The sequence below is a fragment of the Serratia sp. 14-2641 genome (genome assembly GCF_001692375.1).
Taxonomy (GTDB): domain Bacteria; phylum Pseudomonadota; class Gammaproteobacteria; order Enterobacterales; family Enterobacteriaceae; genus Chania; species Chania fonticola_C.
Map to the genome: position 1 here is coordinate 120427 of NZ_LXKR01000101.1, position 13874 is coordinate 134300.

Consider the following 13874-nt stretch of genomic DNA (forward strand, 5'->3'; position numbering starts at 1 on the left):
CCTTTAGTAATAATCCATTCTGAACCGTATAGCCGAACGGTAATCCCCTGCCCGCAACGTCTGTTGGTTACCCACCAGACTCAGGGTGTAATGCAGTTGCATCTCTCCTGGGGTCATGGCACTGGCCAGCATGGCATCACCCGGTGCTGCCACTTCGCCTCTGGCATCACGTATCATCAACGCCACGCCGCGAGCCTCTCCGCTCACTCCGAAGTGACCACGATCGTCATCACCGTCAAAGGTCACCTGAAAGCGCTGCCAGTCGGGGGCTGTCGCGTCAACACGGACCAGCACGCAATCCACCAGGCGGATGGCAAAATCTTTTTCTGGCCCGCGACCGTCCCGGATCAGTTGGCTGACCGGGAGGGTGTCCATCACCAGACTCTGGTCACGGTCCCCGACTTCAATTGCACACGGCGTCTCAACAATGGCGCCTTCCATGCTGACGCGCCCCTGCCCAAGCACATCAGCGGAAAATGCACTCCCGGAAAATGCCAGGGCACAACACATCAGCAGGGAAGGCACCTCACAAGGTGAAACGTCATAAGTCCATTTCATTAACCAACTCCATGGGTCGCAAAAAAAACCTGCGGCAGAGCCGCCGCAGGTTGTTCAGCACTACGCAACAAACTTACTGGTAGGACAGTACGAAGTTGGTTGGAACCTGGAAGCTACCTGGTTTGATCACAGCATCTTCGCCACCACCTTTCAGAGCAGCAGTGAAGCTCAGGGTGTTGTTGGTACCATTAGTCACAGTCTGAGCTGCGGTAGGGGTGTTCAGAGCCACTTTGGCACCGTCAGCCTGAGACATCAGAATGTAAGCACCTTCAGCAGTACCGATCAGGCCCAGGCTGCTAGCGTCATATGAAGAAGCCGCACCGGTGAAAGTCACGGAGACTTTGTCTTTAGTACCTTTGGTGGCAATGACACAGTCTTTCAGCTCAATGCTGAAAGCTTCTGGCGTAGAAACACCGGTATTATCGTTAGCTGCCAGAACAACGTTGGACACGGCACCCAATGGGATAACCTGATCCAGTGAACCTGCAGCGATAGAGCAAGGTGCATCAGTGATAGAACCGGTAAAGGTGATCTTGCCTTCGCCTTGGTTAGCTGCGTAAGCCGTGCTAGCCACCAGGGAAGCGCCAATGATCATTGCAATTGCTTTAACTTTCATGAAATCCGTTCCTATGATTTATATATTAACTAAAATGTTAGGCGGACTGTGAAATACACTGCCACGCCTTTTATCACTACCCAACAATATTTCCGTTGCTTAGGATTGGCGCTATAATACCGTCGCAGGAAAATACTTATATAGGACATTCCTCTTTGTTTTCTCTTGCTGTCTTATAAAAAAAGACAACTTAGCGAACAACTCAGCAAGTATATGTATACACTAGGAAACATCTTAATAACGCATTTTAAATAAGCATTTATTGCTAGTAAAAAAAGCAAAAAAATGTCCATTTCAGAATTTTTTCATCACTATGATCAGCAAGAAATATATTGAAGTTCTACATTTTACATTTGTGCAACTTCCCGTTGCGGGTTGAGCGTTCTCCCCACCCCCGCATCCCGTCATGCCACAAGCGGGGAACAATATCGGCTATAATATAATATTGTGAGATTGCGGCGCTGTACTGTAGCCCGGCAGCAGAGTAGGCTGGTTTAATGAGGCAGAGTCAGGTCTTAACCTACAGAGGTGGACATGGTTTTTACGATTTTTAACATGATTGCGTTCAGAAGCGAAGACGGGGCGATGTGGAACATTGCACAGCCCGACAGAAGGCTCTCCTTCACTACCATTCCTACCCGGTTGTTCACCTACCTGTTGGAAAACGCCGATAAAATGGTAAGCCGGGAAGAATTACTCAATAATATCTGGAATAAATATGGTCTGGAACCTTCGAATAACTCGGTCAATCAGTATATTTCGCTGATCCGTAAGTCATTGAGTGAGTTAGGTTGTGACGAAGAAATCATTAAAACCATTCCTCGCGTCGGGTTTTATATCGCCCGGGAAATGGTGTCTGCCAGCTCGGAGACACTGCAGAACGTCGAAACCACAAGCACCAAAGTTCAGCCTGCAATAGAGCAATCAAGGCTACGCAGAGGGTATAAACCCGCATTGCTAGCCATCAGCTTGATTATCGCAATCTTATTGGTTCTGCAACCTTTCCGCTCCGCTACTGGCCACCTGGATTACCGTTTCCCGCAGTCTACGTTATATAAAATTGGCAATATAGCGACCTGCCCTGTCTATGCGCTTAGCGCTAGCTCGCCTGACGTCGCTGCACGCAAGGAAAAACTGGCCGAAGAGTTGGCTGCTGCGCATGCCCCGTGCGTCAACAATGAGGTATTTATTTTTCACTCAGGCGGACACTATGCCTACCAACAATCTGGCAGAGCATTCATAACCCGTTGCACCAATAGTGATCATACCCTGTCTCAATTCTCTGACTGTAAGGCCGTCTATGCTTTCGCTAAATAATCGCTCAGGCAAGTTCATCGGGTTGGTTGCTCTCGCCTTGGTCGCGGCAGCCCTGTTATTCAACCTGCTGATGCATAAATTTTTCGTTACCGAGAAAGGCCCAAAAGTGAGCTGTGCCGCCTTTTTCCTGGTACAAAGCGACTTGCAAACCCAGGGCGTCATGAGTTTGCATATTGATGGTGTAAGCCAAGGAAGAATGCATATCTCCGCTACGGTCAGGGATAGCGTTGGCGCAGTAAAGTATAATCTGCTGCGTAACGTCAATTTTGACTATCGTTATGAAGGTGATGGTTACCTCGCCTTGCAACTGGTGGATGTCAATAAAAATGCCAGCGATACTATGCCGAATGAGTTGTTTAACCAGTCCATTTTTGATTTTTCGGTGAAAACCCGGAAACTGAGGATCACCGAAGTGGGCGATGGCTATTTATTGTGGAATGACTTTTCACCAGTGATGATGTGCATCCATAATCAATAACAGGCCAGTTTATGACTGAACAGTAAAGCGCTCTCTCTTCCCACTCGGTGAATGCGATGGCTCAAGGATAGCATCCGACACCATCGCACGGGTATTTCGCGGTTTATTGCACATGATTATTACCGAACTTAAGCATATAGAGTTCATTGAAGTTTCTTGCCCCATGCCGTTTTACCGCCTTGGCCTTATAGCCACTGACCGTTTTTATCGACAGATGCAGCATCTTGGCTATCTGTGATTGCGAGTACCCCTCCACTAGTAACTTTAATACTCGGTTCTCTTTCTGCGACGACTTCAAGAGCTCCCCCCAAATATCGCCAAAGATGTTGTCCGCTACCGTCTTGGGTTGCGCTGAGTCCATAACTCGAACCAGGTTTTTCAGATCGGCATAGGTGATTTTTTTATCGACTATAAAGTCGGATAAATGCTTAACCATTGCAGAACACTCTTTACCTTTGGAAAGCAGTGTGATCACATAAATCGTTATGTTTTCCTTTTTCAGGCCATAAATCTGTTTTATGGTGCTGTATAAATCGGTTGAGTCTCCGTCAACAAAAGCAATGTAACTTTCATCATGATGCAAGCTTGAGTTTGGCTCAGCGTTTAAGGACTCGATAATTGAATCGAAGGCGAGCTTATTTAAAGGGCAAGGGTAATTCGTGTCAAATAATAACATGGGTAACTTCCTGAAAAATGATACTTGGATTTGGTGAAGTACCAGGCCTAAGGCTATCCCAAATAACCTTGTTCATTGTTAACCGACGTCAGAAGCCTAACCCCATAAGGGTTTTGCCGATGTCTCCCTGGTACTGAACTTATCGTACTGCTCAGGATTGACGTTGCGCCTCCCAGACCTAAACCCGGCAAACTGTGCCCCACTTCAATCTGAGACTCAAGTTACAGGAAAAGTTACCACGCAGTTACTTATAACTGTAATTACGTTATTTATAGGTTTAAATTCTAAATTTTAAGTTTATTAATGACACTTATGGAGTTTAACACCTAGTGACCGCGGTTGAGTTCAGTAACAAGTCACCCTATTGCTTAACCTACACGCCAAGGATGCTATCTAATAGGTGATTTCAAGCATGATTGCTTAGCTTTAACATGTAGAGCTCGTTGAAGTTTCTTGCCCCATGCCTTTTTATCGCCTTAACCTTATAGCCGCTGATGGTTTTTATCGATAAGTTTAACATTTTGGCTATTTGGTATTGGCTGTGGCCATCCAACAACAGCTTCAATACCAGATACTCTTTCTGAGAAGACTTCAGAATATCCCCCCAGATATCGCCAAAAACATTATCCGCTAACGCCTTGGGTTTTGCCGTAACCATGGTTCTGATCAGCCGTTGCAGATCGTCATAGGTGATTTTTTTATCCACCACGTAATCGGATAGATGCCTGATCACCGAGGAACAATCTTTATCCTTTGACAGCAACGTGACCATATAAACGACTTCGCTGTTCTTGCGTAGCTCGTAAACCGACTTGACGACGCTGTAGATATTAGCCGAGTCCCCATCAACAAAAGCGATAGAACCCTCGCCATAAGACAAGGCAGGAATTGGCTCACAACTTAAGGTGTCGATCAGCGATTTAAAGGTTATTTTGCTCAACGAACAGGAATAATCCGAGTCTATTAGAATCATTGGAATACTTACCTCCTGGTAAAAATAATCCATCCATATTGGAACGCGCAGCATTCAGGAGCGCCAATAACTGGCGATCCAATATCGTTTTTAATATACACCCAGGTTCTAATACCATAGATAGAGCAAACCAAAATTAACTTATGGCTCTTTTATTTATGTAAAAAACTCTCTCATCACCTGGATAGAGTCATGATATCCTTTTACACCCAGCCTTATCAGTATATTCTTATAAAATTATTATCGTCAATCAATTTTATTGCTTAAAATAATCATTACACACCATGAAAAACATTCACCATATTTTATAATCGCTTATAGGTGGATTTATTCAACAAAACACTAAATTATAAGACAATAAGAAAAAACAAAGAGAAAACTCCCATTTAAATCCGTTATAAACGTCAATACAATAACGCCATGACATTCAACACAACCCAGCAAATTGATTTTCAATCAGGATGTCTAACCCTATCAGAGCTTATTGCTATGCTTTGATTTTCATATTGATAAGTAGAACTCTTTCGCGCGTAAATGACCGTTCATCGGGACAGGTAGATATCAATACCCACCAATCTTCAAAAAAAGAAGCGCTGACCAAAAAGATACCACCGCCATACAGGATATAGGGCGGGGCTGAAGGGCCTTTCATACCTGCAAGGAAGCGCTATGATAAAGCTCACTTTTTCCATTTTTATCGCCGAGCACGACCGCTATTTTGCTCATGAGTTTTGCGTCGGACTAAATGCATTCTGCTACTGGCAAGAGATATCCCTACACTGGTTAATGCCATTCCAACGACTGGGTTAGTGGGCTATAAACCACTGTATTGCGAAAATAGCTAACCATTGGGCTCCATGTTCTCTTCTCTAATGCAGCAGTTGCTCCTTTCAGCCCCCCCCCTTTCCTTAGCGTTTAACCTCGTCGATGTAACCTATTCAGTCTATTACAAGAGCAGTTTGCGGAATGCTTCCAATTTTTGGCTGTGACAGCCTATTGCCTATTGGGCTAGTATAGCGGCTGAAAAAAGATCCTGATGCTGCGCCTGTAAACCTAGGATCTTGCCGAGTTTGGGGTGGATTTTATCCGCCAATCTCGCCATTGTGCAGGCTTTGAGTGACAAAGGTTTGCCAGCCTGTTTGCCGGTCATATATGCTCAATCCCTTGACCAACCGATTGATTTATTTGAGCAGCGCTTGCTGTTGCTCATCCTGAACGTTTTGGCGGTTTTTTAATGAGGCGACGTGATACCCAATGACGACAATGAATATCACAATCAACTTTGAATTCAATGGATTGGAACGGTAACGTTATGACAAGCACCGAAAAACTCGATTCGCACACCCCTATGATGCAGCAATACCTACGCCTTAAGGCGCAGCATCCGGAGATCTTGCTGTTCTATCGGATGGGGGATTTCTACGAGCTGTTCTATGACGATGCCAAACGAGCCTCTCAGTTGCTGGATATCTCGCTGACCAAACGCGGTGCCTCTGCGGGTGAACCCATCCCAATGGCGGGCGTACCTCACCATGCGGTGGAGAATTATCTCGCTAAGCTGGTACAGCTTGGGGAATCGGCCGCAATCTGTGAGCAGATTGGCGACCCTGCCACCAGCAAAGGCCCGGTAGAGCGTAAAGTGGTGCGCATCGTTACCCCTGGCACTATCACCGACGAAGCCCTGCTGCAAGAGCGCCAGGACAACCTGCTGGCCGCCATCTGGCAAGATGGCCGCGGCTTTGGCTATGCCACATTGGATCTCAGCTCCGGCCGCTTCCGCGTTGCCCAGCCAGAAGATCTTGAAACCATGGCAGCCGAGCTGCAGCGTACCAATCCGGCTGAGCTGCTGTACCCGGAAAACTTCGAGCAAATGGCGCTGATCGAACAGCGCCACGGCCTGCGCCGCCGCCCGCTGTGGGAATTCGAGCTGGATACCGCACGCCAGCAGTTGAACCTGCAGTTCGGCACCCGCGATCTGACCGGCTTTGGCGTCGAGCAGGCCCATCAGGCGCTGCGCGCGGCGGGCTGCCTGCTGCAATATGTCAAAGATACCCAGCGTACTTCGCTGCCACATATCCGTGGCCTCACCATGGAGCGCCAGCAAGACGGCATCATTATGGATGCGGCCACCCGCCGTAATCTGGAAATCACCCAGAACCTGTCCGGCGGCGGTGAAAATACCCTGGCCGCTATCCTCGATCGTACCGTTACCCCAATGGGTAGCCGTATGCTCAAGCGCTGGTTGCATATGCCCACCCGTGACGTCCAGGTGCTGAACAACCGCCAGCAGGCCATCGCTGCATTGCAGCCATTGAGTAGCGAGTTGCAGCAACCTCTGCGTCAGGTTGGCGATCTGGAGCGTATTCTTGCCCGTTTGGCACTGCGCACGGCTCGACCACGGGATCTGGCACGTATGCGCCACGCCTTCCAGCAGTTGCCGGATATCCGCGCCCTGCTGGAAAACGCTGATGCACCACAGATGCAAAAGCTGTTGTCACAGGTCGGTCAATTTGACGAGCTACAGGCGCTGCTGGAGCGCGCTATTGTGGAATCCCCACCGGTTTTGGTCCGTGATGGTGGTGTGATTGCTCCGGGTTATAACGAAGAGTTGGATGAATGGCGAGCGCTGGCCGACGGTGCTACCGACTATCTGGATCGCCTGGAGATCCGCGAGCGCGAGAAGCTGGGCTTGGATACGCTGAAGGTTGGTTTCAACGGCGTACATGGTTACTACATTCAGGTCAGCCGTGGCCAAAGCCACCTGGTGCCGATCCACTATGTGCGCCGCCAAACGCTGAAGAATGCGGAACGCTACATCATTCCCGAGCTGAAAGAGTATGAAGACAAGGTGCTGACCTCAAAAGGGAAAGCCTTGGCGATCGAAAAAGGGCTGTATGACGAGCTGTTCGATCTGCTGCTGCCGCATCTGGAGCAACTGCAACAGAGCGCCGGAGCCTTGGCCGAGCTGGATGTGTTAGCCAACCTGGCGGAACGTGCCGAAACGCTGAACTACGCCTGCCCGACCATCACTGAGCAGCCCGGCATTCGCATAGTCGATGGCCGCCACCCGGTGGTGGAACAGGTGCTAAGCGAACCCTTTATTGCCAACCCGGTTTCCCTTTCGCCGCAGCGCCGTATGCTAATCATTACCGGCCCGAATATGGGCGGTAAAAGTACCTATATGCGGCAAACGGCCCTGATTGTGTTACTGGCACATATCGGTAGCTATGTACCGGCGGCAAAAGCCACCATCGGACCGGTGGATCGTATCTTTACCCGCGTGGGCGCGGCAGACGATCTGGCTTCTGGCCGCTCAACCTTTATGGTGGAAATGACCGAAACTGCCAATATCCTGCATAACGCCACGGAAAACAGCCTGGTGCTGATGGATGAGATTGGCCGTGGCACCTCCACCTACGACGGGCTTTCCTTAGCCTGGGCCTGTGCCGAAAACCTGGCCAGCCGCATCAAGGCTATGACGCTGTTTGCCACCCATTACTTTGAGCTGACCACCTTGCCGGAGAAAATGGAGGGCGTGGTTAACGTGCATCTGGATGCGCTGGAGCACGGTGATACCATTGCCTTTATGCATAGCGTACAAGATGGCGCTGCCAGTAAGAGCTACGGCTTGGCGGTAGCGGCGTTGGCTGGCGTACCGCGTGATGTGATCAAACGTGCGCGCCAGAAGTTGCGTGAGTTGGAGAGCCTCTCCAGCCAGACGGCGGCGGGTACGGTAGATGCCACCCAGATGACGTTGTTGAACGAAGAGGTGTCACCGGCGGTAGAAGCGTTGGAGACGTTGGATCCGGATTCTCTTTCGCCACGCCAGGCGTTGGAGTGGATCTACCGGCTAAAAAGCTTGGTGTAAGGCTGTTCCATTGACTTGGGCATATGACCCCTCTCCCACAGGGAGAGGGGATTGTCCGAGTTCGTTATCAATTGCAGACACTGGCCTAACCACGTTACTCGTCATCTCTCTTTTACGGAAAAACAGAACGATCACCGTACCTGATGACAACACCGTCAATCGCAGCAAATCGCAGGCATAAAAAAACGGTGAGCGTCATCAACGCTCACCGTTCTTATTTTATGACTATAACGCGTTTATTCGCGGAACAGTGCCTCAATACTCAGGCCCTGCATTTGCAGAATTTCACGCAGGCGGCGTAAGCCTTCAACCTGGATCTGACGAACACGCTCACGTGTCAGGCCAATCTCACGGCCAACATCTTCCAGCGTAGCCGCTTCATACCCTAACAGGCCGAAACGGCGAGCCAACACCTCACGCTGTTTGGCGTTCAATTCGAACAGCCATTTGACGATGCTCTGTTTCATATCATCGTCTTGCGTGGTGTCTTCAGGCCCGTTGTCTTTCTCGTCGGTCAGAATGTCCAACAGGGCTTTCTCTGAATCCCCACCTAACGGCGTATCGACAGAAGTGATACGTTCGTTCAGGCGCAGCATACGGCTGACGTCATCAACCGGTTTGTCGAGTTGCTCCGCAATCTCTTCAGCGCTGGGTTCATGATCCAGTTTGTGAGAAAGCTCGCGCGCGGTGCGCAAGTAAACATTCAGTTCTTTGACGATATGGATCGGCAAACGGATAGTCCGGGTTTGATTCATGATCGCCCGTTCAATCGTCTGGCGGATCCACCAGGTCGCATAGGTGGAAAAACGGAAACCGCGCTCTGGATCAAACTTTTCCACCGCACGGATCAGACCAAGGTTACCCTCTTCGATCAGATCCAGCAGCGCCAGGCCGCGATTGCTATAACGACGGGCAATTTTCACTACCAGCCTCAGGTTACTTTCTATCATGCGGCGGCGGGACGGCACGTCTCCGCGCAGTGCACGCCGCGCAAAATAAACTTCTTCCTCTGCGGTTAGCAGAGGGGAGTAACCGATTTCGCCCAGATAGAGCTGCGTGGCATCCAATACGCGTTGGGTAACACCTTGAGACAACAGCTCGTCTTCCGCCAAGTCATTCTCGCTGGTCTCTTCTTCTACCTGCGCTTTTTCATCGAATGACTCAGCCTCCATGGCGTTCTCATCGAAATCTGCATCGTCATGTAACTCGTTAACTTTCAGCGTATTTTGGCTCATAAAGCGGCTCCTACCCGTGATACCGCGAGCAGAATACAACGCATTCTGCCCAATCTATCGCTGCGGAAGATAACGCAGCGGGTTTACGGATTTCCCCTTGTAACGAATCTCGAAATGCAAACGTACTGAACTGGTTCCGGTGCTTCCCATCGTTGCTATTTTCTGCCCCGCCTTAACTTCTTGTTGTTCCCGGACCAGCATGGTGTCGTTATGGGCGTAGGCACTCAAGTAATCATCGTTGTGTTTGATGATGATTAGATTACCGTAACCCCGCAAAGCGTTGCCTGCGTACACTACACGGCCATCGGCGGTAGCAACAATCGGCTGCCCACGGGAACCAGAGATATCGATGCCTTTGTTCCCACCTTCCGATGAGGAGAAGTTATCGATGATCTTACCGTCAGTTGGCCATTTCCAGGTGCTAACTGGGGCGCTGTTGCTGGCGGTGCTGCTCGCCGGAGGCGTAGCGGCTGGTGCGGTAACAGGAGCTGCGGCTGAGCCTGCCACAACGGCTCCTGATGTAGGTAACATTTTACCTACATTCTGTTTACTCGAGTTATCAGAATACGCGTTCGTTGATTGAGAATCAACCGTTGCAGTTTGTATCTGAGTGGTAGAAGGTGGTTTTGACACCGTGCCATTACCACCCGCTAACATCCCACCGCCGCCATTGGCAGAACCACTCCCCAGTTGCAGGGTTTGGCCGACTTCCAGGCTGTATGGCTGTGGAATATTGTTGCGTTGGGCCAGATCGCGGAAATCGTTGCCGGTGATCCAGGCAATATAGAACAACGTGTCGCCACGTTTAACGGTATAGGTACTACCACCGTTGTAGCTCCCTTTGGGGATCGAGTTATAGCTACGGTTGTAAACAATACGCCCCTGTGATGCATTGCCGCCACCGGCGTTGGCCGATGCGGCAGCTCCACCACCACCGACGCTGCTGATAGGTGCCGAAGTAGAATTTTTATCCGAACAACCCACTAACCAAACACTTAACATCGTACACACCGCAACTCGGCGTAAAGAACTCATTGGGCTTCCCGTGCTCATGCTTCCCCCATGACAGCAATATCAAAAAATACCTTATACATCGTAGCCGAGCTTTATCGTTCTACAGCACAAGGTTTCCCCGGCCGATCCCTGAAAACCAGAAGATCACCCACCAGGGAGCTAAAAAACCGTGGCGCCAATGCTAGCCACATTGGCACGATCACGCCATAAGACAACTACATACTGGAACAATTCTAATGAAAATTAATATTATTCAACTTATTTATCCGTCATGTTGCTCTGCGTAGGCTAAGCCAGTTCGCCCTTGACCAAGGGAACGAATCGCACCGCTTCAACGGTATCGATGGAAAATTCACCGCCCCGCCGCTGAATGCATTGCAGTACCTGAGCCTGTTCGCCCACCGGCAACACCAAAATTCCACCGTCGTCCAACTGCTGCATCAACGCCTGCGGGATCTCCGGCGGCGCGGCCGTTACGATGATCGCATCAAATGGTCCACGCGACCCCCAGCCTTGCCAACCGTCGCCATGGCGGGTTGAGACATTGTGCAGATCAAGCTGCTTGAGACGACGCTTGGCCTGCCACTGTAGCCCTTTGATGCGTTCAACGGAGCAGACATGCTGCACCATATGCGCCAGGATCGCGGTCTGATAACCCGAACCGGTGCCAATCTCCAGCACGCGTGAGCTCGGCTGCAGGTTCAGCAGCTCGGTCATGCGCGCGACCATATAAGGCTGAGAAATCGTCTGCCCAGAACCAATAGGCAGGGCCGTGTTCTCATAGGCTTTATGGGCTAATGCTTCATCAACAAAACGCTCACGCGGAACGTTCTCGATTGCCTTGAGCAGCCGTTCGTCCCTGATCCCCTGCTGGCGCAGCTGTGCCAGCAGCGTTTGTATGCGTTTGTTCACCATTCCCCGCTAACCTCTGCTTTGGTTAACCATTTTGATAGCACATCTTGCGCCCCGTAGGCGGTCAAATCCACCTGCAAAGGCGTGACCGACACGTAACCCTGCTCCACGGCGGCAAAATCCGTGTCTGGGCCCGCATCGAATTTATCACCCGGTGGCCCGATCCAATACAGCATCTGGCCACGCGGATCCGGTTGGCTAAACACCTTATCGGCGGGATGCCGGCTGCCACAGCGGGTCACTCGTATCCCTTTAATTTCAGCCAACGGTAAATCAGGGACATTGATATTTAGGATTTTACCGGTACGCAGCGGTTCTTGTTGCAGCGCGCGCAATATTCGGCAGGTGACTACCGCCGCCGTCTCATAATGCTGATGACCATTGAGCGACACCGCCAAAGCGGGTAGCCCCAGATGGCGGCCTTCCATCGCAGCAGCCACGGTGCCGGAATAGATAACGTCATCACCCAGATTTGGCCCGGCGTTGATACCAGACACCACAATCTCCGGTGCTGGCAGCATCAGTTCATTAACGCCAAGGTAGACACAGTCCGTCGGGGTGCCCTGCTGCACGGCAATATCGCCGTTGGGCAACGTCAGCGTACGCAGCGGCGACTCCAGCGTCAGCGCGTTGGAAGAGCCACTACGGTTACGATCGGGGGCCACCACCTGCACTTCGGCGAATTCACGCAACGCCGCCGCCAGTATCTGGATACCCGGGGCGCTAACGCCGTCGTCGTTGCTCAGTAGTATTCTCATAATGAATTTAAACGACTTTCTTGATGAAAGCGATAAAACGAAGAGTTTGACTTACCTTGCTACATCCATCTGTTTTTAATGATATTTTCAATAGTAAGCCCAACCTGCCGTGTTACCCATTGTGACTTGCGTGGTACAGCAAGGCTTGCCTCGCTGTTGCTGATAGTATTAGCCAAAACGGCCAGCTATGCGATCTACTATACAATTCAACGGTCATCAGTGGCAAACAGGGCAGGATAGCCCCCTCGGCAAAGGGGCAAGGTTGAATACCTGAGGTAAGGTGAGGGCCGACGAGTTCGCCCCTCCAGACTATTGGGTCGTGGGCATATAAACAACGCGCAGCTTGCCGGTGTAATCCCCCGCCGTTTTATCCGCCATTGAGAAGGCAGGCGTCGTCAGGGTCAGCGGGGCCGGTACGCAAAGTACCGCGGCTCCACCGCCAGGTAGAACCACCAGCCGCTGAATATTGCGGCGGTTGGTATCGCTCCAGACGATTTCTTTGCCATTGGCGACGTTTTGCACTGCCCCGGTGGTGGGATTGATCACGCTGACCTGGTAGTCCAGCCGGTCACGTGGCTTGGATTTATCCCCCCCATTACGATACAGGGAGAATTGCCCGTCGGCTCGCTCCGGTGCGGTGATGCCCTCATCCTGAAATAGCAGGCTGATGCGTTTACTGGCCGAGTTGTTGCCGTCGTAGAGGCACACATCCAGGCTGGTACTACCGCTAACGCTCTTGCCGCTACCAACGCCTGGCCGAGTTTTCAGGTTCAGGTTAACAACTGGTGCCGAAGTTGGGAAGGCGGGTAGATAAATCTGCTGATTACTATTATCAGTCACATTGAACACGATGTCCGCAGACCAGGTATGTAATTTCGTGACGTTCGTACACCCCTCTGCCGTACTGCTCCAGTCTCCCGAACAAGAAGTAATAGGCCATTGCATCAGGTCTTGTTTAAGCGTGGCCGTCCAACGTCCAGCACTTAACTTCTTCAGTTCTGCCTGAGGAATCGAAAACGTAAAAAAGGCCTCACAGGGCCCGTCAGCCTCAGCGCTACCAATCGTACCCAGAGTGCACTTCTTCCCGTCCGTCTTCGGTATCGTTTTTCTGCTGCCTTCAATGACCAAAGAGACCACGGTTGTCGTTTCTGCCAAAGTAAAATTCAGCGTTATTTTTGTGGGCCTTACCGATGAATTATTCCAGACCGGTCTATTCAGGCATGCACCATATTTTTTGTCAGTCCGACTTTGGCAGACCAGAGTGTTACGCCCCCACTTTGGTTGATCATTTTCATCAAACCCGGCAGATAAATTATCCCAGATAACAACTTTTGCAGGCATAGAGTCCAGAGCTAGCCCCATGGTTAACACCGTATTTTGTGCTACGGGTGGTGTCGCAGCCAACGTCGCGGTGGGGAAAACCAACAACGCTGGCAGGAGCATTAAAGCATTGACGCTTATTTTCATTT

Annotated in this window: 12 protein-coding genes; 3 read left to right on the forward strand and 9 right to left on the reverse strand. The window is 50.6% G+C overall.

Annotated features, from left to right (window positions below; translation table 11 throughout):
- Positions 1–3 precede the first annotated feature (3 nt).
- Both A6U95_RS28850 and A6U95_RS28855 read right to left on the reverse strand, forming a co-directional pair.
- On the reverse strand, positions 4–558 hold the full coding sequence (locus A6U95_RS28850; RefSeq protein ID WP_065687011.1) for a fimbrial protein: 555 nt from the start codon (positions 556–558) through the stop codon (positions 4–6).
- Positions 559–631: 73 nt separating this feature from the next.
- On the reverse strand, positions 632–1174 hold the full coding sequence (locus A6U95_RS28855) for a hypothetical protein (protein WP_065687012.1): 543 nt from the start codon (positions 1172–1174) through the stop codon (positions 632–634).
- 534 nt (positions 1175–1708) lie between these two features.
- Between A6U95_RS28855 and A6U95_RS28860 the strand changes: the two genes are divergently transcribed.
- Complete coding sequence (locus tag A6U95_RS28860) at positions 1709–2491, forward strand: helix-turn-helix domain-containing protein (RefSeq protein WP_065687013.1); 783 nt, start codon at positions 1709–1711, stop codon at positions 2489–2491.
- Positions 2475–2969, forward strand: coding sequence for a hypothetical protein (locus tag A6U95_RS28865; protein WP_065687014.1), 495 nt, complete (start codon positions 2475–2477; stop codon positions 2967–2969). The genes A6U95_RS28860 and A6U95_RS28865 overlap by 17 nt, the downstream gene beginning before the upstream one ends.
- Before the next feature lie 103 nt (positions 2970–3072).
- Here A6U95_RS28865 and A6U95_RS28870 read toward each other — a convergent pair whose 3' ends face one another.
- On the reverse strand, positions 3073–3645 hold the full coding sequence (locus tag A6U95_RS28870) for a LuxR C-terminal-related transcriptional regulator (protein ID WP_065687015.1): 573 nt from the start codon (positions 3643–3645) through the stop codon (positions 3073–3075).
- A 406-nt stretch (positions 3646–4051) separates the two neighbouring features.
- Positions 4052–4618, reverse strand: a complete 567-nt coding sequence (locus A6U95_RS28875; RefSeq protein ID WP_065687016.1) for a LuxR C-terminal-related transcriptional regulator — start codon at positions 4616–4618, stop codon at positions 4052–4054.
- 1312 nt (positions 4619–5930) lie between these two features.
- Between A6U95_RS28875 and mutS the strand changes: the two genes are divergently transcribed.
- Complete coding sequence (gene mutS, locus A6U95_RS28880; protein ID WP_065687101.1) at positions 5931–8486, forward strand: DNA mismatch repair protein MutS; 2556 nt, start codon at positions 5931–5933, stop codon at positions 8484–8486.
- A 236-nt stretch (positions 8487–8722) separates the two neighbouring features.
- On the opposite strand, the gene rpoS is transcribed toward mutS, so the two are convergent.
- From rpoS to A6U95_RS28905, 5 genes are all read right to left on the reverse strand, one after another.
- Positions 8723–9721: an RNA polymerase sigma factor RpoS gene (gene rpoS / locus A6U95_RS28885; protein ID WP_024484093.1), complete on the reverse strand. Its 999-nt coding sequence runs from the start codon at positions 9719–9721 to the stop codon at positions 8723–8725.
- A gap of 54 nt (positions 9722–9775) precedes the next feature.
- A complete protein-coding gene (nlpD, locus tag A6U95_RS28890; RefSeq protein WP_065687017.1) occupies positions 9776–10756 on the reverse strand; it encodes a murein hydrolase activator NlpD in 981 nt (326 codons plus the stop codon).
- A gap of 267 nt (positions 10757–11023) precedes the next feature.
- The gene (locus A6U95_RS28895) at positions 11024–11650 is read right to left on the reverse strand and encodes a protein-L-isoaspartate(D-aspartate) O-methyltransferase (protein ID WP_065687018.1); all 627 of its coding nucleotides are present in this window, start codon (positions 11648–11650) and stop codon (positions 11024–11026) included.
- Positions 11644–12405, reverse strand: coding sequence for a 5'/3'-nucleotidase SurE (gene surE / locus A6U95_RS28900; protein ID WP_065687019.1), 762 nt, complete (start codon positions 12403–12405; stop codon positions 11644–11646). The genes A6U95_RS28895 and surE overlap by 7 nt, the downstream gene beginning before the upstream one ends.
- Positions 12406–12714: 309 nt before the next feature.
- Complete coding sequence (locus A6U95_RS28905) at positions 12715–13872, reverse strand: CfaE/CblD family pilus tip adhesin (protein WP_065687020.1); 1158 nt, start codon at positions 13870–13872, stop codon at positions 12715–12717.
- Positions 13873–13874: the final 2 nt, after the last annotated feature.